The organism is Hymenobacter daeguensis, assembly GCF_054780555.1.
The window spans coordinates 456,867-476,580 of the sequence record NZ_BAAGWC010000002.1; the positions used below are offsets into that span (position 1 = coordinate 456,867).

Genomic DNA, 19,714 nt, shown 5'->3' on the forward strand with positions numbered 1-19,714 from the left:
ACCCGTTTCCTTTTTGCGCTTTATGAAGATGCTGTTTCGAACCAGACTCCTGCTGGTGGCTGCCCTTGGTGCGGCCGTACCTCAGGCCCTGCTAGCCCAGGCCGCGCCCGCGGCCATGCCGGCCGCGCCGCCCACCGGAGGCACCATGCCGCTGAGCCTGCAGCAGGCCGTGGACTATGCCATTAAGAACAAGTCGTCGCTGCTGTCGACGCGCCTGGCCGAAGCCACAGCCGCCGCCAAAGTGGGCGAAATCAAGAGCGCCGGCCTGCCCCAGGTGAACGTGGGCGCCACGCTGTCGGACAACTTCAAGCTGCAAAAGAGCCTTGTCGATGTGGGCGCGTTCGGTGGCGGGGCCACCTCCATCCCCCTGACATCGGCCGACATTGCGGCCGCTCAGGCCGGCCAAACGGTGAAAATCAATACCGTGACGACGCCGGTTTCGCTGCCGCCCCAGGCCATTGCCTTCGGCCTGCAATACGCCGGCAACACCAGCATGTCGGTATCGCAGCTGCTGTTCGATGGGTCGTATCTGATTGGGCTGAAGGCCGCTAAGGTGTACACCGAGCTGGCCAAAAAGCAAACCCAGCAGGCCGAAATCGACGTGGTGGAGCAGGTGAGCAAAGCCTACTACAGCACACTGGTGGCCCGCTCGCGCCTCGCGCTGCTGGCCCGCAACGTGCAGCGCCTCGACACGGTGCTCTACCAAACCAGCCAGACCTTCAAGGCGGGTTTTGCCGAGAAGCTCGATGTGGACCGCCTGCGCGTGCAGCGCAACAACCTGGTGGTGGAACAGCAAAAGGCCCAGCGCCTTACCGAGCTGAGCGTGTCGCTGCTCAAATTCCAGATGGGCTTGCCGCAGCAGCAGGCCGTGCAGCTGACCGATTCGCTCGGCGCGGCCGTGGTTGATGCCGGCAGCCTGCGCCAGCGCCTCGGCGTGGCCAGCCTTGCCACTGGTGGCGGGGTAGATGGCCTGGGGGCCGTGCCCGCCGCGCCCGCCGCGCCCGGTGGCGACAATACGGCGGCCCAAAACCGCCTCGACCAGCAGAACGCGCTGTCGGGCGGGCAGGGGGTGGCGGCTCGCGGTGCCCTCAACTACAACAACCGCATCGAATTCTCGACCCTCGAAACCCAGCAGGCCCTGGCGGGCCTCGACCTGCGCAACCGCCAGGCCGGCGCCTACCCGCGCCTGGTGCTGACGGGCGCCTACGGTTTCCTGGGCTCGGCGCCAACGGCGGGCGACCTGTTTGCCTTCCGGGGGCCCAACTCGCGCAACGGCAACGGCTTCCCCAACCAGAACTGGTTCGGTTTCGGCAACGTGGGCCTGACGCTGTCGGTGCCGGTGTTCGACGGCTTCCGCCGCAAGTACCTGGTGCAGCAGAGCCGCCTGCAGCAGCAAACCATCGAGCGCGGCTTCGAAACCCTGAAGCAAAGCATCGACCTGCAGGACGCCCAGAGCCGCACCACGCTCATCAACGCGCTGGATGTGCTCGATAACCAGAAGGCCAACCTCGACCTGGCCACCGACGTGGCCCGCGTGACGCGCATCAAGTTCAATGCCGGGGTGGGCTCCAACCTGGAGGTCATCACCGCCGAAACCGACCTGCGCTCGGCCCAGACCAACTACTACAGCGCTATTTACGATGTGCTGGTGGCCAAAGTGGACCGCGACAAAGCCACCGGCGAGCTGTTTAGCCAGGTTAAAAAATAGTGTAGCGCGGACTTTCAGTCCGCGACTCAATTGATAATAACGGCACCACTCGCGGACTAAAAGTCCGCGCTACGTGCCCCCGACATCTCAAACACCCCGCTTACCCATGCGTTTCAACCCAACCCAACCCGCCACGCTCTTCCTCGCGGGCACCCTGCTACTGGCTTCCTGCGGTGGTGACAAAAAAGACCCCAAGGCCGAGCTGGCCAAGCTGAAGAAAGAGCAGGCCGCCACGCAGGCCAAAATCACCGAGCTGGAAGCCAAAACCGGTGCCGGCGCCGAAGCGGCGGCGGCGAACATCACGCCCGTTTCGGTGCTGAGCGTGCAGCCCGAGAGCTTCAAGAGCTACCTCGAAGTGCAGGGCCGCGTCGATTTCGACCAGAACGCTACCGTGGGCGCCCGTGCCGCCGGCTCGCTCACCAGCATCCGCGTGCAGCGCGGCGACCGCGTGAGCAAGGGCCAGGTGCTGGCCACCATCGATGCCAGCATCCTCGACGCCAACGCCGCCGAGCTGCGCACCCGCATGGACCTCGCCAAAACCGTGTACGAGAAGCAGGCCGGCCTGTGGAAGCAGCAGATTGGCACCGAAATCCAGTACCTGCAAGCCAAGAACAACTACGAAGCCCTGCAGCGCAACCTGGCTACCCTGAACCAGCAGCGCTCCCTGTATAATGTGGTGGCGCCCTTCGCCGGCTCGGTAGACGAGGTGCTGCCCAAGCTGGGCGAAATCACGGCCCCCGGCGCGCCGGTGGTGCGCCTGACCAGCGGCGCGGGCGGTAAAATCCTGGCCGATGTGTCGGAAGCCTACGGCAACAGCATCAAGGCCGGCGACAACGCCGTGGTGACCATTCCGGACCTGGGCGGCGAAGAAATTCCCGCCACGGTGCGCGTGGTGAGCCGCAGCATCAATGCCACCAGCCGCACCTTCACCGTGGAGCTGCGCCTGAAAGGCAGCAAAGCCGCCGACCTGCGCCCCAACATGGTGGCCACGGTGCGCATTCAGAACTACGACCGCCAGAATGCCACCGTCATCCCCGTGGATTTGGTGCAGAAGGACGAGCAGAACAGCTACGTGTACGTGGTGGGCCAGGAAGGCGGCAAGGCCGTGGCCAAGAAGCGCGTCATCCAGACCGGCAACGCTTACAACGGCAAGGTGGAAGTCACCAGCGGCCTGAAAACCGGCGACCAGGTGATTTCGGCCGGCTATCAGAATTTGAATGATGGCCAGGTAGTATCCGTGGCGAAAGCGTAGGGGCGGGGCTTGCCCCCGCCCGTCGTTGAACGGAAGTGCTGGCCCGACCAATACTCCTGATAAGCGACTTGCTATTAGTGTTAAAAAAATCCGTGCAACGGTTCGGGCGAGGTCAAGCCCCGCCCCTACAATCTTCAAGAATATGCAGGACTTAGAAAAAGAGTTTGGGCCGACCAGCTGGTCCATCAACAACAAAACCAGTATCTACATCATCACGGTGATACTGTGCGTGGCGGGGATTTTTGCCTACATCAAGCTGGGCAAAGAGAAATTCCCCGACATCGTGATTCCGCGCATCATCGTGGCCACGGTGTACCCCGGCACCTCGCCGGCCGACATTGAAAACCTGGTGACGCGCCAGCTCGAGAAAGAGGTGAAAAGCGTGAACGGGGTGAAGAAAATCAACTCCACTTCGAACCAGGACTATTGCATCCTCGACATCGAGTTCAACTCCGGCGTGGACGTGCAGTACGCCAAGCAGCTCATCAAGGACGCCGTGGACAAGGCGGCCACCGAGCTGCCCAACGACCTGCCCACCCCGCCCACGGTGAAGGAAGTGAACATCTCGGAGCAGCCCATTATGTACGTCAACCTGAGCGGCAACCTGCCCGCCGCCCAGCTCAAAAAGGTAGCCGACGACTTCCAGGACAAGATTGAAGCCCTGCCTGAAATCACCCGCGTGGACATCATTGGTGCGCTCGACCAGCAGGTGAACGTGGACGTGGACCTGAACAAGCTACGCGCCTCGCGCCTGGGCTTCTCGGATATTTCGCGCGCCATCAGCGGCGAAAACCTGACGGTATCGGGCGGTTCCATCGACGTGGGCCAGCAGAAGCGCGCCGTGCGCGTGGCCGGCCAGTACGTTCGGGCTGAGGACATTGCCGACATTCAGGTGAAAAACCTCAACGGCTCGGCCGTGCGCCTCGGCGACATTGCCACCGTCACCGACGGCTTCAAGGACCGCGAAAGCTACGCCCGCCTCGACGGCAAGCCCGCTATCACCCTGAACGTGGTGAAGCGCCAGGGTGAGAACCTGATTGATGCTTCTGACAAAATAAAGGCGCTGGTGAAGGAAACCGAGAAAACGCTGCCCAAAGAGCTGAAAATCACCATCACCGGCGACACCTCGAACGACACCCGCGTGACGCTGCACGACCTCATCAACACCATCATCATCGGCTTCCTGCTCGTAACGGCCATCCTGCTGTTCTTCATGGGCACCACCAACGCCATGTTTGTGGGCCTCTCGGTGCCGATTTCGATGTTCCTGGCCTTCCTCATCATCCCGGGCTTCGATTTCTCGCTGAACATGATTGTGCTCTTCGCCTTCCTGCTGGCGCTGGGCATCGTGGTCGATGACGCCATTGTGGTCATCGAAAACACCCACCGTCTGCTGCACGAGCACCCCAACCTGAGCACCGAGAAAGCGGCCAAATTCGCCGCCGGCGAAGTATTTGTGCCGGTTTTGGCCGGTACGCTCACCACGGTGGCACCCTTCGTGCCGCTCATGTTCTGGCCCGGCATTGTGGGCTCGTTCATGTATTACCTGCCCGTCACGCTCATCATCACGCTCATGTCGTCGCTGGTGGTGGCATTCATCATGAACCCCGTGTTTGCCGTGAGCTTCATGGCCCGCGAGGAGCATTTCGAAGAAGACCTGCACAGCCGGCCCAAAGCCACCCGTGGCTTCCTCATTGCCATTGGTATTCTGGTGGGCCTGGGCATCCTGTTCAATCTCACGGCCATGGGCAAAACGCCCGAGGTTGGCCCCGACGGCGAGGCTACCGGCCTGATGGGCCATTTCCTTGGCAACCTCTGCCTGGCCCTGGCCGCCTTCATCGTCCTCGACAAGTACGTGTTGGTGAAGATGATTGCCTGGTTCCAGACCCGCGCCCTGCCCAAGTTTCAGAACGGCTACGCCAGCCTGGTGCGCTGGGCCATCGGCCACCCGGCCCTGGTGATGGTGGGCGTGGTAGTGGTGTTCATTGGCTCGTTTGTGGCCGTGGGCATTCGGGGGCCCAAGGTGGACTTCTTCCCCAAAGGCGACCCGAAATTCATCTACACCTACCTGCGCATGCCCGTCGGCACCCGCGTGGAAGTGACCGACTCGGTGACGAATATCCTCGAAAACCGCGTGTATGGTGTCATCGGCCGCCACAACCCTGACGTGGAATCGGTGATTACCAACGTGGCCATCGGTGCCGGCGACCCCTCCGACCCCAGCTCCAGCACGGGCGTGTCGCAGTCAAACCTGGGCAAGGTTGGCGTGGCCTTCAAGGAGCTGAGCGACCGCACCGGCCCGGCCACGCACACTTACATGGATAAAATCCGTGAGGTGGTGAAGGGCATCCCCGGCGCCGAAGTTTCGGTGGACCAGGAAGCCAGCGGCCCGCCCCAGCAGAAGCCCATTGCCATCGAGGTGAGCGGCGACGACTACCCGGCCCTGGCCAAGCTCTCCAAGAAAGTAGAGCGCTACGTGGATTCGCTGCACATTGGCGGTATTGAAGACCTGCGCTCCAACCTGGAGGACCGCAACCCCGAAATTGCCGTCAACATCGACCGCACCCGCGCCAACCGCGAGGGCATCAGCACCGGCCAGATTGGCCTGGAAGTCCGCACCGCCATCTACGGCTCGGAAGCCAGCAAATTCAAGACGCCCGACGACGAATACCCCATCCAGGTGCGCTACGCCAAGCCCTACCGCAACGACGTGGACGCCGTGGTGAACGCCCCGCTCACGTTCCGCGACGCTACCGGCCAGGTGCGCCAGGTGCCCATTTCGTCCATCGCCACCGTCAGCTACGGCAGCACCTACGGCGGCATCAAGCGCAAAGACACCAAGCGCATCATCACCATTTCGTCGAACGTGCTCAACGGCTTTACCGGCCCCGACGTGGCCGCGCAGGTGAAGCAGGCCCTCAAGTCCTTCCCCGTGCCGAACGGCTACAACATCAAGATGGGCGGTGCCGAAGAAGACCAGAAGGAAACCACCGACTTCCTGCCGCTGGCCGGCATCGGCGCCCTGGGCCTCATCTTCCTCATCCTCGTCACGCAGTTCAACTCGTTCAGCAAGCCGATTATCATCCTTTCCGAGGTGCTGTTCTCGATTGCCGGCGTGTTCTGGGGCCTGGCCATCACGGGCCAGAACGTCAGCATCGTGATGACGGGCGTGGGCATCATAGCTCTGGCCGGCATCGTGGTGAAGAACGGGATTCTGCTGGTCGAATTCACCGACATTCTGCGGGCGCAGGGCATGCCCCTGCGTGAGGCCATCGTGCTGGCCGGCCGCACCCGCCTCAACCCGGTAATCCTGACGGCTACGGCCGCTACGCTGGGCCTTATCCCGCTGGCCATTGGCCTCAACATCGACTTCTACGAGTTGTTCGCCTCCGGCAACGCCCACTTCTTCATCGGCGGCGAGTCGGTGACGTTCTGGGGCCCGCTGGCCTGGACCATCATCTTCGGTCTGGTGTTCGCCACGGCCATCACCCTGCTGGTGGTGCCGGTGATGTATTTGCTGAGCGAAACGCTCAAAGGAAAAATTTCCGGAAAAAATCCGGACACCATTGCAACCAATTCGGCAGAGGTTGACTCTGAAGAAATACAGGCGGCTACGCCGCCTGTACTAGCCTAACAATTTCTGCGTTGTTGGGGCCCGCTGGCTGGTTTTTGTTGCAGCAGCAACCACCGGCGGGCACCCTCCGCACCTTTGGAGGGCTGTCGCTCCGCCATCCTTTTTTCGCAACTTTATTATGTACGTATCCACTAGCTCCACTCACCACACGCCCACTATCGAGCAGCAGGTTTTTCGCATCATCAGCAAGCGCAAGGCCATCCGGGCCAGCCGCGTGCGCAAAACCGCCAGCCTCGCCCGCGACCTGCGCTTCGAAACCCTCGATGTTGTTGACATCATCCTCGAGCTCGAACGCAACTTCAGCATCACCATCCCCGACGAAGTGCCGCTCTACACCGTGGGCGACTTCGTGCGCTACGTGCGCGACCACGCCGCCGCTGCCTAAGCAGCCCGCGAATTGAATTGGAATGTTAAGCCACAAAAAAGCCCCGCAACACCGTTGCGGGGCTTTTTTGTGGCTGCACTGCGCCGGCAGGCGGCTTTATCTGCTTAGCGCACATTGCCGCCCGTGTCGGCTGCGGTGGTGCTTGGCTCGCGGCTGCTGTCGGTGGTGTTCGCCGCCACGCTATCGGTGCCGGCATGCTTCGCCGATTCAGGAGCTACCTGCGGAGTGGCAGCGGCGGGGTCGTTGGAATGCGAGGGCTGGGCTTTGGGCGTTTCGGCTTTGGGAGCGGTTACGTCCGTGGCGCTGGTTTTTACTTCGGCCGGCCGGGTCAGCTCCCACTCGTGGAAGCGGTCCATCTCGTGTTTCAGCGTGGTCGAGAACCAGGCCACGAGCGCCACGTCATCGAGCAGACCCAGCACCGGAATGAAGTCCGGAATCAGGTCAATCGGGCTCAGGAAATAAACGAGTACGGCCACCGCCGCGGCCACCGTGGTGCCGGGCACGCCCGTGTACTCGCCCGAAATCGAGGCCTTGATGAGCCGGAACATGGTCTGGAGCGTTTCCCAGGCTTCGTGGGCCAGCGTGCCCACTTCGTTTTTCTCGCTGGCTTTCTGGTAAGCATCCGTCAGCAGCTTTTTCAGGCGGGTGGGCTGCTTGATGTAGCCTTCGGCCGTGCTGAGAAACTTCTTGAAAATGGCCGAGCCGGCAACATCGTTACCGGAGGGCGGGGTTTGGGTATTTTGAGCCACGGAATTCGGGGTTAATGGTGCAAAAAAAGGAAAAACAAGCGCGGCTTGTTCCACGCCTGAATACTAGGTTAGGGAGCCGAAGGTTATGAAAAAGGCTGCATTTCGCACGGCCAATTAGCGAAATGCCCAGCCCGATTTGACCAGTTGCCCATATGAATCGCAGCAGGGCAGCGGGTATTACAAAGCAACGGCCCGCTTCGATAAAGAAACGGGCCGTTGAGCTAAGACAGCAGCTGCGGGTACGAGCTTAGTTCTCAAATACCTTCACCACGAACACGTAGTCCTGCAGCTTTTTCAGCTGTTGCGGGCGGGCGGCACCGGTCAGTTGATTGGACTTGGGCAGGCGGTAGGGCGCGGCGGGCTGTGCATTGCGCAGCGAATCCACGAGGCGCACCAGGTACGAAGACTTGGTGGCGAAAGAGGTGCCTTCCAAATCGTTCTGCCGGGCATTGATGACGCCAATCAGGTTGCCCTGCGCGTCGAGCAGCGGCCCGCCTGAGTTGCCGGGGTTCACCGGAATGCTGATTTGGTAGGCGGCCGTGTCGCCCTCGAAACCGGAGCGGGCGCTCAGCGAGCCTTCGCCGTACACCACGTCTTCGCGCGGGTAGCCCAGCGTGAACACCCGCTCGCCCAGGTCGGCCTGGCCGGCCTTGAAGGTGTAGGGCAGGCGGCCGAAGCCAGTGAAGCGCTTGTCGGTGATGCGTAGAATGGCCAGGTCGTGGGCTTTGTCAGAATACACCGGCTCGGCTCGGTAGCGCTGCCGGTCGCGGCCCTCCACCAGCAGCGAGTCGGCGCCTTTGATGACGTGGTAGCTCGTCACGAGGTAGCCTTCTGATGTCAGGGCGAAGCCCGTACCACCAAACTTGCCATTGTTGACAGGCGGCAACTGCGGCACTGCCGTGCCATCAATACGCCGGATGGTGCGGTTGATGGCCCGCTGGTTTTGCTTCAGGTTGTTGATTTCGCGGCGCATCCATTGAACGGAGGCCGGCGCCTTCGAGCTCCGCCAGATATCCAGGCCCAGCAGCGTGGCAAACACGGCCATCACGGCCACCGAGGCGGCCACGCCCACCGTGGCGCGGTGCCCGCTCCAGAACTCGCGCAGCCTGCGCTCGGTGCGCGAAATGCGCAGCATCGGGTTCACGGTGTGGGTGAGCTTGGTTTCGGGCAGCTTCACTTCTTCCGGGGCATCGGCGGCCAGCATGGCGGCGTGAATGCTGCGGAGCTGCGTGCGGGCCTGCTGGCGCTGGCCGTAGGCGCGCAGCGTGCCGGTCATTTCGGTGAAGTCGGCATAGCGCAGGGCCAGCGCCGGGTCGGCCGCCAGGCGGGCTTCGAGGTTGGCGCGGGCGGGGCCGGCCAGCTCGCCCTGGGCGTAGGCTTCAAATAAGGCGTAGTAGTCTGCTTCGGTCATCATGGGTAAAGGCCACGGGGTGGGAGCACGCGGCGGTAAGCGAATGGGTAGTAAGTAGTGAGTCAGAAGTAATGAGTAGCAAGACCTTGAGCTGATTGACAACCGCAAGATGCGTCTTACTACTTACTACTAACGTCTGACTACTCTCTCAAATAGGCTCTTCTTTATAGTGGGTGAAGAATAATTTTTTGAGGCGCACAAGGCACTTGTATTTCTGGTTTTTGGCATTGTCGGCGTTGGTGTAGCCGAATTCCGTGGTCAACTCCTGCATCGATTTATCGAGCAGATAAAAGCCTTCCAAAAGCGAACGACAGGGCTCCCCCAAGTGGTTCAGGGCCTCGCTCATGGTGGCGAAACGGCGGTCCTGTTCCTCGGCAGCCAGCAGGTCGTCTTCGGCCCCGGTGTTCAGGTACGGGCCGTGCTCCTCATCGTCGAGCAAACGCACGCCGAAGCGGCTTTTGCTGGTCAACCGCTTGAGCCACAGGCGGCGGCACACGGCGTAGAGATAGGTTTTAATCTGGCAGCTGAGCTCGAGGGAGCCGTCGCGCACCTTTTCATAAAACACCATCACACCTTCCTGGTACACGTCCTGGGCATCGTCTTCGGTGCCGCTGTTCTGCAGCACGAAGTGCGATACCATGGGCCAGTGCAACCGATAGAGGTGGGCCAGCGCCCGCTCATCGCCGCTACGAATAGCCGCAATCAGCGCGTCGTCGGTAGGAGTCAAAACGGAGGAATTTCCTCTGCTCATTCACTTTGGGGGTTAATACAAACGCGGGGTACAAGTAACCCAACGAAAAAATATTTTTCTCGACCGGGTTACCTTCTCAGAAACCCGGGATAAAGGGCGTTTTTACGTTAACCCATTTTCAAAATTACCCCAAAGATGAAAAATCTGTTTAAAGCTGCTGCCCTGGGCCTCGCCCTCACTGCTGGTCTGACTTCGTGCGGCGAAAAGAAAACCGAAGAAACCACTACGGTTGAAACTCCTGCTGCTACCACGGAAACCACCACCACGGTTGACACCACGGCTGCTGCTGCTCCTGCTGCTGACACCACGGCTATGGCTCCTGCTGCTACCACCACCACGACTACCACCGAAGAGAAGAAGTAATTGGCTGCTGGCCCCGTGCCAGCGCTTTGCTTAGTCGATTCGACAAACAGCCCGGATTTTCCACCTGGAAAGTCCGGGCTGTTTTTTTTCCGGCCCTGGCCAGGGCTACGCCACCAGTGCCAGCAAATGGGCGGCAATACCGGCCCAAGGCTGGCGTAGGTCGAGCGTGACCACCCGTACCGGGTGCCCGCCCAGCGTGTAGCGCACATCCACGGCCTGCGTGGTGGCGGGGTAAAGCAAAATGCCTTCCAGCGCCTGCCCCGGGGCCGGGGGCTGGTTTTGTAGGTAGGCGTAGAGCTGGTAGAGGTGCGGCGCAATGAGGCGCTGCTGGTCGTAGCGTGGGCGCAGGGCCGCCGCGTAATACTTCGTATCGAGGATGATTTTGCGGTCAGTGGCTTCCAGCGTCGTGTCCGTGAGCATGGTGGGCAGCAGGGCCAGGTCGTCGGGCTGCTGGGCTTCGGCCTGCCAGGCAATGGTTTCGGCATACACGCGGTAGCGGCGCTGCTCGCGGCGGTAGAAGTTCCGCACGAACTGCTCGAACAGCCGCGCCATGAGCACTTCGTCGCGCCGGAAATCGGCAAAGCGGCTGCGTCCGCCGGCCGTGGGCTCGGGCAGCGCCACCCGCCACACCAGCTCGCAGACGTGCAGCAGGAAAGCCGCCTGGCCGTCCGGCCGCTGCCGCCGCAGCTCCCGAAACGTGGCCGCTGTAGGCAGTGGCTGAGCAGCCGTAGTCAGCGCCGCCGGAAACCGCTGGCGCACCTGGCTTAGCTCGCGCCGCAGGGCCAGCGGCAAAGCCGCTGCTTTGCTGAGCACGGCCAGCGTCTGGGCAATGAGGCGATGCAGAGGCGCTTCAACTCCCAGCTCATCGAAGGTGCAGACGGCCCGGCCCTGGCCCAGCAGGCCGCGCCCCAGCGTGGGGGCCAACTCTACCCGGCCCCGCAGGCTGGCCAGCTCCGCTTCCTGGGTGGCGAAGGTGCGGGGCAGCCCGCTGCGCAGCCGGCGGCGGGTGCCGTGCAGCAGCACCTGCGCCAGCAGCCCCAGCGGCCGATGAAACGGCGTGGCCTCGCTGGCGTGCAGCACGGCGGGCTCGGGCAGCCGGTTCCAGGCGTAGCAGAGGAAATAGTAGAGGGTGGACAGCGGAATCACAGCATCAGTTTTCTGGGCGCTCGGCTTAAACTTACGCCAACAGCTTGCGCAGCTGCGCGGCGGCCGTGGCCGGCTGCTCGCGCCAGTAGTCGGCCAGCAGCGGGCCGATTTCCTGCTCCATGATAGCGCGAAGCCACGCAGCAGCTTGTGACGGCTGGGCCGGCGGCTGGCAGAAGTAGCTATGGCCGATTTCAAAATCAGGCCCCAGCTCCGGGTCGTCGGCAATGGTCTGGTTGAGGGCCTGCATGCGGCTGCACAGCTGCTCGATGAGCGCCGGGGGTACCTGCCGGGCCCCGAGGAACTGCCGCAGCGGCGCACCAAACTGCGGCCCCAGCGCCACAAAGGCAAAGCGGCGGCGCAGGGCATAGTCCAGCGGGCTCAGCGAGCGGTCGGCCAGGTTGAGGGTGCCGATGACGTACAGGTTGTCCGGCACGAAGAATCTGGGCGCATCGGGCGGGGCGTAGGGCAGGCGCAGCGCGTGGGCGGGGCCGCGCTTGTCGGCTTCGAGCAGCAGCAGCAGCTCGCCGAAGATGCGCGGCACGTTGCCCCGGTTCACTTCGTCAATCAGCAGGAAGTAGGGCCGGTCCGGGTCGGTGGCGGCGCGCTGGCACAGCAGCGGCAGCACGCCGGGCACCAGGTGGAAGCGGCCTTCCGCGTCGGGCCGGAAGCCGAGCATAAAGTCCTCATAGCCATAGCTGGGATGGAATTGCACCAGCTCGATGCGGCTTTCGTCCTGCGCGCCCAGCATGAGCCACGCCAGGCGGCGGGCCAGAAAGGTTTTGCCGGTGCCGGGCGGGCCTTGCAGCAGCAGATTGCGCCGGCGCCCGAGGCCCGCCAGGGCAGCATCCAGCGCTGTTTCCGTAATAAAAAGCTCCGCCAGCGCCTCGGCGCGGGTATAGGCTGGCGCATGGTATGCGGCAATAGGTTCGGCCGCTTTGGCTGGGGAGGGAAGCAGTGGGCTGGCATCCTTGGCCAAGCCGGTGTACAAGTCCTCGGCCTGCTGGTGAGCTACTTCCTCGCCGTCGGGCCCGGAGCCGGAGGTGAGCACCGGCCGCTTGGTGCTGATGGTGAAATCCAGGCGTTCGAGCAGGGCATTGGTGGGCGCACCGGCCGGGCGGGGCCAGTGGGCGGTGGCATTGCCGGTGGCCAGGCGGTAAGCCAGCTCGGCCACGGCACGGGGCGGATAGCGGCGGCCCCGGTACACCAACTCGTACACGGTGCCGGGGGGCAGGGAGCGGCCGTCGCGCGCCAATTGGCGCAGGGCGCGCAGCACCTGCTCGCGGGTGAGCAGGGGAGGAGGCGCGGCGGCATCGGCGGGGGCGGCAGACATGGCGGGAAGGTAACGCTACGGCAACAAATGGCCATAACTAAAAAAGTCCCCCGGCCGGGCCGGGAGACTTTTTAGGGTAATTAAATCATAACGCAAAGGCAACGCTTTCAGGCCAAAGCCCGGGCGTTTTGCGCTGCTTAGGGCGTTACGGTGAACTTGCGCGTTACCGAGTTGTAGGGGCCCGGAATCAGCGTGCCGTTGCTGTCCACCAGCTCCAGCTTCACGGTGTTTTCGCCGGCGGGCAGGCCCTCCATCATGTAGGGCATCCAGCGGTCGAGCATAAACTCGGTGCCGTTGATGGTCGCGCGCACGCGGTTTCCGCCGGGCTCCAGCGTGGTGTTCACCAGGTAAAAGTCCAGCATGATGCGCTTGGCATCGGCGCCGGCGTAGGTGTCTTTGGGGCGGCTGTAGAACAGATTGGGAGCCTTCACGTCGATGATGGGCGTAGCCGGCGCGGGCGCGTTGCCCACGTTGATGACGCGCAGGTCGTAGGCGCCGCGGTGCTTGAGGCTCTCGTGGTAGGAACGCGACAGGAACGACAGAATAACGTGCTGGCCGTCCGGAATCGGCTTGGTGAAGCTGGTTTCGTAGTGGGCCGTGTAGGGCTCGTTGTCCACGATGTTGTGGATGTGCTGGCCCTTCATCGAGTTGGCCATCTCGGCCATGTGCGGGCCGCCGCTCATCTTGGTGAGCTGGAAGTTGGTAATCTGGTAGTTGAACGCCACATCGCCGCTGGGCACGGTTGCGTTGGCAATGGGGGCCCGCAGCTGCATTTGCGCCTCCGGAAACTTAGGCGAGTCGCCGAAAGGTGTCAGGCGAATGCCATTCGACTCCATGCTTTCGCCGTTGGTGGCCGTGCGGCTGATACCAGCGCCGTTGGTGCCGGCATTGGCGCTAACGTCGGTGGCCGGCTTGCTTGTTTCGCAGCTTGCCAACAGGGCCAGCGCAGCGGTGGTGCTGCAAAGCAGCCAGAGGGGGCGTTTCATAGACTGAGGATTCAAAAAAAGTGGTAGTAATTTATTTTAATAGAGGCTGGAGCGATGCCGCATACGGCAAAGAGCCGATGCGGGGTTTTGCTTAACTTGCGGCGTTGCCCCACCAATGGAGCTTACGCAGCCCCAAAGTAAACTTAAATTTCCCATGCAAGACCAACTTCTTGAACACATTCCCTCGCTCGACCTCGCCGATTTCCGTTCCGGCGACCCCGAGCGCAAGGCTCGTTTCGTGCAGCAGCTCGGCGAAGCCTACCAGAACATCGGCTTCATCGCCCTGAAAAACCACGGCCTGAACGACGACCAGACCAAGCAGCTCTACGCCGACGTGCAGGCGTTTTTCCAGCTGCCCGACGAGGCCAAGCAGCGCTACGAAAACCCGGAGCTGGCCGGCCAGCGCGGCTACATCAGCAAGGGCAAGGAGCACGCCAAGGGCCGCAACACCGGCGACCTGAAAGAATTTTTCCACGTGGGCCAGGAAGTGGAAGGCGAGGACCCCATCAAAGAATCGTATCCCGATAACATCTGGCCCGCGGAGGTGCCCAGCTTCAAGCAGAGCACCTTCACGGCCTACCGCACACTGGAGGCCGCCGGCCAGGACGTGCTGCGCGCCATTGCCCTGTATCTGCACCTGCCCGAAAACTATTTCGACGACAAGGTGCGTCACGGCAACAGCATCCTGCGCCCCATCCATTATTTCCCCATCGAAGACCCCGATGCCGTGCCGGCCGACGCCGTGCGCGCCGCCGAGCACGGCGATATCAACCTGATTACTTTGCTGATGGGCGCCAGCGCCGACGGCCTGCAGGTGAAGCGCCGCGACGGCAAGTGGATTCCCATCACGGCCCTGCCCGACCAGATTGTGGTGAACGTGGGCGACATGCTCCAGCGCCTCACCAACGGCGTGCTGAAAAGCACCATTCACCGCGTGGTGAACCCGCCCCGCGAGAAAATGAACACCTCGCGCTACAGCATCCCGTTCTTCATGCACCCGCGCTCCGAAATGAGCCTGGCCGCCCTGGAGCACTGCGTCACGCCCGACAACCCCAAGAAAGAGGCCGACATCACGGCCGGCGAGTTCCTGAACGAGCGCCTCATTGAGCTGGGCCTGAAAAAGAAGTAATAATTATTCGGCATCCTGAGCTTGCGAAGGACCTTATCACGTTAGCGCCGTTGGAGTTACTGCAAACCGTTCTTGTCCGGTAAGGTCCTTCGCAAGCTCAGGATGACGACTAATTCTGCCCCGCACCCCCCCGCTTCCGTTTCGCTCACGCCGCCCCCGCGGCGCTCGGGCAAGCGGACGCGGCGGGTGCGGGGCATTATTTTTCTGAAGGACGTGGCCGTGCTGGCCCTCACGGCCTTTGGGGGGCCGCAGGCACACCTGGCCATGTTTTTTCGGCTGCTGGTAGAAAAGCGACGCTACATCAGCGCGGCCGAGCTGCTGGAGCTGCAGGCGCTGTGTGCCCTGCTACCGGGCCCTACGTCCACGCAAACCATCACCGTGATTGGCTTCCGGCTGGGCGGGCCCAACCTGGCCTACCTCACGCTGCTGGTCTGGATGACCCCTTCGGTGACGCTGATGACCCTGGCCGCCCTCACCCTCAGCCACCTCGACCCGGCCCGGGTGGCGGCGCTGGTGCAGTTTGTGCAGCCGGTTGCCGTGGGCTTTGTGGCGTTTTCAGCCTACAAGATTTCCGAAAAGGTCATTCATACCAAAACCTCGGTGGCCCTGATGGTGGCCGCTGCCATGCTGGCCTACTTCTTCCAGTTGCCCTGGATGCTGCCGCTGCTGCTGCTGGCTGGCGGGGCCGTGACCACGGTGCGCTACCGCAAGCACGCCATCATTCAGGAGAAAAAGCCGCTGCGCGTGGAGTGGGCCAACTTTTTTCTGTGGTTCGGCATTCTGGCAGGGGCGGCGGTGCTGGGGCACTACACCCAGCTGCTGCCGGTGCGGCTGTTCGAGAATTTCTACCGCAACGGCTCGCTGGTTTTCGGGGGGGGGCAGGTGCTGGCCCCGTTGCTTTACGCTGAGTTTGTAGAGTTTAAGGGCTACCTCACGGGGCCGGAGTTTCTGTCGGGGCTGGGGCTGGTGCAGGCCATGCCGGGGCCCAATTTTTCCATCGCGGCCTACATTGGCGCGCTGGCCATGCGGCCGGCCGGCGGGGCCAGCATGCAGCTCATAGGCGCGCTGGTGGGCGTGGCGGGAATTTTCCTGCCGGGCACGCTGCTGATATTCTTCGTTATCCGGTTCTGGGACCGGCTGCGGCAGTACCGTGTGGTGCAGGCCTCGCTGGAAGGCGTGAATGCCGTAAGCGCCGGGCTGGTGTGCGCGGCCACGTTCCTGCTCTACCACCCGCTGCCCTACCGGCTGCTGGACCTGCCGTTTCACCTCGGCCCCATCGACACCCTGCCGCTAAACCCGCTGCTGGTAGGCATCACGTTTTTGCTGCTGCTTTGGGAAAAAGTGCCGAGCGTGGTGATAATTGCCGTGGCGCTGCTGGCCGGGGCGTTTGTTTAGGAATCTGAAAATTAGGTGCTTGTAGTCAGGGAATCAGGTCTTGGCGCGGGCGTATGGTTCCGACGCTGCCGGCTTGCTCAGAAGTCCGCCGGGCAGGGGGCGGCCACAAAAAAACACCCCTCCAAAACCATGGTTCTGGAGGGGTGCAATCAGCGGGTTTTACCGCCGTTCAAAGAGCTGGCTACAGGTTGCAGGTCGCCTTGTTGAACGTTTTGGACGGGTCGGCCAGCGTGCTGGCCCAGTTCGGCGTGAAGCCTTCGCTGAGGCTGGTGAAGTTGGGATACGGCACCCGGATGTTGGTGTATTCCAGGGGCCAGCGCCAGTCGGCCGGGATGATGATGCCGTTGGGGTACACTTTGCCATCGGTAGCCGTCCAGGTGTCGCGGTGCGAAACCTCGTAGATGTAGAGGTCATACGCGGGGTTCGGGTCGCCGGCGTAGTACACCGTAATGAAGGGCTCGTAGGGCTTGGCCGCGTTGTACACGAACGAGCTGTTCAGCGTCAGCGTCACTTCCCGCTCAACAAACGGCGTGCAGGTGCCATCGGCCGATACGTTGACGTAGCCGCCGTTGGCCCCGAAGGCCACCCGGTCGTTGTCGATGACGGTTACGGTGTAATACGTGCCCTTGTCAACGTACGAAGCAGCCCCGAAGATGCCCGTAACGCCGGTTTTGGGAATGTTAAACTGGAATTTGTGGTCGAAAGAAGCACCCCGGGCGGTGAGAATGAAGTTGATTTTCATTTCCGTGGCCGACTTCGTGATGTCCGACTGCACCACCAAGTCGTCGTAGTCGCTGTCGTTGGCCGAGCCATTCAGGTCTTCCCAGGCATAGGTGAAGTCGATGGACGGCGTGCATTCGGTTTTGCAGAACTCGAAGTAAGCCGAGCCGCCGCAGCCGTTGAACTGCTTGCTGGGGTCCAGCGTAACGCCGCCACCCGAGCGGGGGCTGGTGAGCCCGGCCCAGGCCGAGCTGCAGTTCGACAGCGTGGCCTGCGCCGTCACAAAGAAGCAGTTGGCCCCGCCGCACTGGCTGATGTAGTAGCGCGGCACCACAAACGTGTAAGTCGTGACGCGGCTGCGGGCGCTCCAGGCTTCGTCGAAGGTAAAGCGGGACGGATAGGCACCCCAGGCCGAGATTTTGCCGGCGTAGCGCAGCTGGTTCAGGCTCGTAAACACGTCCATGTTGGCCTCGGTGAGGTAAATGCCGGGAGCCGTGATGTTGTAGGAAACCAGCGCGTCGCCGGTGCTCCGCATCTTGATGCCCACCGTGCCCACTACCGTGTTGCCGGATACGAGGGAAACTTCTTTGCAGAAGTCCGTCGGGGTCGGGGCCGAGGGAGTGCCGCAGTCCTGCGCCAGCGCATTCGCGTCGGGGGACACCTGGTCGGCTTCCTTATTACAGCTCTGAACTGCTCCCATGAGCACTAAGCCCAGGGCAAGGGCTTGAATTTTAGCGAGTACCGATTTGGTATTCATGCGATGAGGTGTGAAAGAGTAAGGGTGTGAAATAGATGAGTGTGTTGGGTACAGGGGAGAGCAGCAGGTGAACAGAAACAACTTGACTTAAAGCAGTAATAAATAGTGCTTATTTATTAAGTAGAAACAAAACTACAATTGTTTTAAAAATATCGATATGACTTTATCGGTTAAAAATTTTATTTTCTGTGACTATGCAAATTTACTGATGTGCTTATCGCTGATTATCAGCGCCTGATTGCGGGAGCAAACCAAGGATAATCAAATAGCCCGGGTGCTAATTTTTTTGCAGCTGGCAGCTGCGGCAATTTGTAAAAAGAGGCGCAGCGCAACCGGCTGCTGGCAGGCAGCAAGCGATGCCGGATTATGAAGCAAAACTATGGCGTATAGCAATGCAATAATGGACTATAATTATAAAAAGTTAAATTATTTTATTTTCCTATTCACGACTGTTTTGCAGAGGCATTCAGGGCAGTTGATTAAAGAAAAATTCCTATCGTTAGCAAACAGGGAGATTTACTGGAATTATTGCCAAAACGCTATTTTGCTTGAAACGCCTGGCTTTCAATGCTGCCCGCTGCGGTAAAGCAGCCCATTGTCTCTGCATTACCTCAAAAGAAACTGCCCCCCGAAATCAGGATTTCGGGGGGCAGTTTCTTTTGAGGTAATGCAGCGCTAGTTGCAGATGCTCTTGTCGAAGGTCTTGGAAGCATCGGCCAGATTATTGGCCCAGGTTGGGGTGAAGCCATCGGTGAGGCTGGTGAAATCAGGATATGGCACCGTGATGTTGATGCCCTCCAGTGGCCAGCGCCAGTCAGAAGGAATGAGAATACCGTTGGGGTAGGTTTTGCCGCTCGTCGAAGTCCAGGTGTCGCGGTGCGATACTTCGTAGATGTACAGGTCGTACACCGAAGTGCTGCTGCCCGGATACAGAATTGAGATGAAGGGCTCGTAGGGTTTGGCCGGGTCGTAGGTGAAGCTGCTGTTGAGGGTCAGGGTTACGGCCTTTTTCACGAACGGCGTGCAGGTGCCGCCCGTAATCACGTTGGCATAGCCATTCGGGAAGGAAACGATGTCGTTTTCAAAGACGGTTACATAGTAGTAGGTGCCATCGTCGGAGTAGGAATCGGCACCGAAAATGCCGGTAATGCCCGCCATCGGGATTTTGAACTGGAACCGGTGGCCGAACGAAGCGCCGCGAGCGGTGAGCATAAAGTCAATTTTCATCTCGGCGGCCGATTTGGTGATGGCCGACTGCACCACGAGGTCGTTGTAGTCGCTGTCGTTGGTGCTGCCGTTCAGGTCTTCCCAGGCGTAGGTGAAGTCAACGGCCCGGTTGCACCGGCTCTTGCAGAACTCGAAGTACACCGACCAGTTGGCGCCGGGAAACTGCTTGGCTACGTCCAGCGAAACGCCGGTAGCCGTGGGACGGGTGAGGCCGCCCCAGGCCGTTTCGCCGTTGGAGAGGGCCGCGTGCGTGGCAACGTTGAAGCAGTCGCTGTTCAGCGCATTAACCGCGGCGGCCGGAATCACGACGGTATAGGTGGTGGTGTGCGAGCTGGCCGTAAAGGACTGCTTGTAGGCAAACTTGCCCGGAATGGCCCCGCCGCCGCTCAGCTTCTTGGCCGCCTGCAGCTGCCCGATGCTGGTGAAGATGTCCGCGTGGATTTCGGACAGGTAAATGCCGGGCGCAGTTACGGTGTAGGTAATGTATAAGTCGCCGTTGCTAACCGCCGCATCCACGGTGCCCACGGCAGTGTGCTGGCCGGCTACCAGGGTTACCTGCTCGCAGGAAGCGGGTACGGCAATGGCCTGCTGGGCGCCCGCATTGGTGCTGGGCGTCACCTGGTCTGCTTGCTTGTTGCAGCTTTGGAAAACCAGCATCAGCAACAGGCCGGAGAGCAAGGAATGGAATCTGGATGGTACCCGATGTGCACTCATGGTGTTCTATAGTTAGGTGAGGAATAGACTTCCCTCTCTGGAGAAGTTGTAACAAAG

General features: G+C 61.4%; 14 protein-coding genes and 1 pseudogene. 7 read left to right on the forward strand and 8 right to left on the reverse strand.

Translation table 11 applies throughout. The annotated features are described in order from the left end of the window. The first annotated feature begins 28 nt into the window (after positions 1 to 28). From ACYVHT_RS05535 to ACYVHT_RS05550, 4 genes are all read left to right on the forward strand, one after another. A complete protein-coding gene (locus tag ACYVHT_RS05535) occupies positions 29 to 1,708 on the forward strand; it encodes a TolC family protein (protein ID WP_460548807.1) in 1,680 nt (559 codons plus the stop codon). 106 nt (positions 1,709 to 1,814) lie between these two features. Beyond that, a complete protein-coding gene (locus tag ACYVHT_RS05540) occupies positions 1,815 to 2,960 on the forward strand; it encodes an efflux RND transporter periplasmic adaptor subunit (protein WP_460548809.1) in 1,146 nt (381 codons plus the stop codon). Between the two features lie 142 nt (positions 2,961 to 3,102). Next, complete coding sequence (locus ACYVHT_RS05545; protein ID WP_460548811.1) at positions 3,103 to 6,594, forward strand: efflux RND transporter permease subunit; 3,492 nt, start codon at positions 3,103 to 3,105, stop codon at positions 6,592 to 6,594. A gap of 118 nt (positions 6,595 to 6,712) precedes the next feature. Further along, positions 6,713 to 6,979 (forward strand): acyl carrier protein, encoded by a 267-nt coding sequence (locus tag ACYVHT_RS05550; protein ID WP_460548813.1) that lies wholly within the window; start codon positions 6,713 to 6,715, stop codon positions 6,977 to 6,979. 386 nt (positions 6,980 to 7,365) lie between these two features. On the opposite strand, the pseudogene ACYVHT_RS05555 reads toward ACYVHT_RS05550, so the two are convergent. From ACYVHT_RS05555 to ACYVHT_RS05565, 3 genes and pseudogenes are all read right to left on the reverse strand, one after another. Further along, a pseudogene (locus ACYVHT_RS05555) lies at positions 7,366 to 7,527 on the reverse strand (YkvA family protein); the annotation flags it as partial. A gap of 448 nt (positions 7,528 to 7,975) precedes the next feature. Beyond that, positions 7,976 to 9,142 carry a trypsin-like peptidase domain-containing protein gene (locus tag ACYVHT_RS05560; RefSeq protein ID WP_460548815.1) on the reverse strand — a complete coding sequence of 389 codons (1,167 nt, stop codon included), beginning with the start codon at positions 9,140 to 9,142 and terminating at the stop codon, positions 7,976 to 7,978. 145 nt (positions 9,143 to 9,287) lie between these two features. Then, positions 9,288 to 9,866, reverse strand: a complete 579-nt coding sequence (locus tag ACYVHT_RS05565) for an RNA polymerase sigma factor (protein ID WP_460548817.1) — start codon at positions 9,864 to 9,866, stop codon at positions 9,288 to 9,290. A 159-nt stretch (positions 9,867 to 10,025) separates the two neighbouring features. Here ACYVHT_RS05565 and ACYVHT_RS05570 point away from each other — a divergent pair, with 159 nt between their 5' ends. Further along, complete coding sequence (locus tag ACYVHT_RS05570; protein ID WP_460548819.1) at positions 10,026 to 10,253, forward strand: hypothetical protein; 228 nt, start codon at positions 10,026 to 10,028, stop codon at positions 10,251 to 10,253. 105 nt (positions 10,254 to 10,358) lie between these two features. Here ACYVHT_RS05570 and ACYVHT_RS05575 read toward each other — a convergent pair whose 3' ends face one another. From ACYVHT_RS05575 to ACYVHT_RS05585, 3 genes are all read right to left on the reverse strand, one after another. After that, entirely contained in the window at positions 10,359 to 11,399 is a 1,041-nt protein-coding gene (locus ACYVHT_RS05575; protein WP_460548821.1) for an McrC family protein, read from the reverse strand. Between the two features lie 31 nt (positions 11,400 to 11,430). After that, complete coding sequence (locus ACYVHT_RS05580) at positions 11,431 to 12,729, reverse strand: 5-methylcytosine-specific restriction endonuclease subunit McrB (RefSeq protein ID WP_460548823.1); 1,299 nt, start codon at positions 12,727 to 12,729, stop codon at positions 11,431 to 11,433. A 137-nt stretch (positions 12,730 to 12,866) separates the two neighbouring features. After that, positions 12,867 to 13,715, reverse strand: coding sequence for a hypothetical protein (locus ACYVHT_RS05585; protein WP_460548825.1), 849 nt, complete (start codon positions 13,713 to 13,715; stop codon positions 12,867 to 12,869). Positions 13,716 to 13,869: 154 nt separating this feature from the next. Here ACYVHT_RS05585 and ACYVHT_RS05590 point away from each other — a divergent pair, with 154 nt between their 5' ends. Together ACYVHT_RS05590 and chrA are read left to right on the forward strand one after the other, a co-directional pair. After that, positions 13,870 to 14,844, forward strand: a complete 975-nt coding sequence (locus tag ACYVHT_RS05590) for an isopenicillin N synthase family dioxygenase (protein ID WP_460548827.1) — start codon at positions 13,870 to 13,872, stop codon at positions 14,842 to 14,844. A 102-nt stretch (positions 14,845 to 14,946) separates the two neighbouring features. Beyond that, positions 14,947 to 16,239: a chromate transporter gene (gene chrA / locus ACYVHT_RS05595; protein WP_460548829.1), complete on the forward strand. Its 1,293-nt coding sequence runs from the start codon at positions 14,947 to 14,949 to the stop codon at positions 16,237 to 16,239. 181 nt (positions 16,240 to 16,420) lie between these two features. On the opposite strand, the gene ACYVHT_RS05600 is transcribed toward chrA, so the two are convergent. After that, a complete protein-coding gene (locus ACYVHT_RS05600; protein WP_460548831.1) occupies positions 16,421 to 17,716 on the reverse strand; it encodes an LruC domain-containing protein in 1,296 nt (431 codons plus the stop codon). Between the two features lie 675 nt (positions 17,717 to 18,391). After that, entirely contained in the window at positions 18,392 to 19,600 is a 1,209-nt protein-coding gene (locus ACYVHT_RS05605; RefSeq protein WP_460548834.1) for an LruC domain-containing protein, read from the reverse strand. Positions 19,601 to 19,714 lie beyond the last annotated feature (114 nt).

Coding starts and splice junctions, on each gene's coding strand:
- ACYVHT_RS05535 (WP_460548807.1), top strand. CDS start 29: ATGCTGTTTCGAACCAGACTCCTGCTGGTGGCTGCCCTTGGTGCGGCC.
- ACYVHT_RS05540 (WP_460548809.1), top strand. CDS start 1,815: ATGCGTTTCAACCCAACCCAACCCGCCACGCTCTTCCTCGCGGGCACC.
- ACYVHT_RS05545 (WP_460548811.1), top strand. CDS start 3,103: ATGCAGGACTTAGAAAAAGAGTTTGGGCCGACCAGCTGGTCCATCAAC.
- ACYVHT_RS05550 (WP_460548813.1), top strand. CDS start 6,713: ATGTACGTATCCACTAGCTCCACTCACCACACGCCCACTATCGAGCAG.
- ACYVHT_RS05560 (WP_460548815.1), bottom strand. CDS start 9,142: ATGATGACCGAAGCAGACTACTACGCCTTATTTGAAGCCTACGCCCAG.
- ACYVHT_RS05570 (WP_460548819.1), top strand. CDS start 10,026: ATGAAAAATCTGTTTAAAGCTGCTGCCCTGGGCCTCGCCCTCACTGCT.
- ACYVHT_RS05580 (WP_460548823.1), bottom strand. CDS start 12,729: ATGTCTGCCGCCCCCGCCGATGCCGCCGCGCCTCCTCCCCTGCTCACC.
- ACYVHT_RS05585 (WP_460548825.1), bottom strand. CDS start 13,715: ATGAAACGCCCCCTCTGGCTGCTTTGCAGCACCACCGCTGCGCTGGCC.
- ACYVHT_RS05590 (WP_460548827.1), top strand. CDS start 13,870: ATGCAAGACCAACTTCTTGAACACATTCCCTCGCTCGACCTCGCCGAT.
- chrA (WP_460548829.1), top strand. CDS start 14,947: ATGACGACTAATTCTGCCCCGCACCCCCCCGCTTCCGTTTCGCTCACG.
- ACYVHT_RS05600 (WP_460548831.1), bottom strand. CDS start 17,716: ATGAATACCAAATCGGTACTCGCTAAAATTCAAGCCCTTGCCCTGGGC.
- ACYVHT_RS05605 (WP_460548834.1), bottom strand. CDS start 19,600: ATGCTGGTTTTCCAAAGCTGCAACAAGCAAGCAGACCAGGTGACGCCC.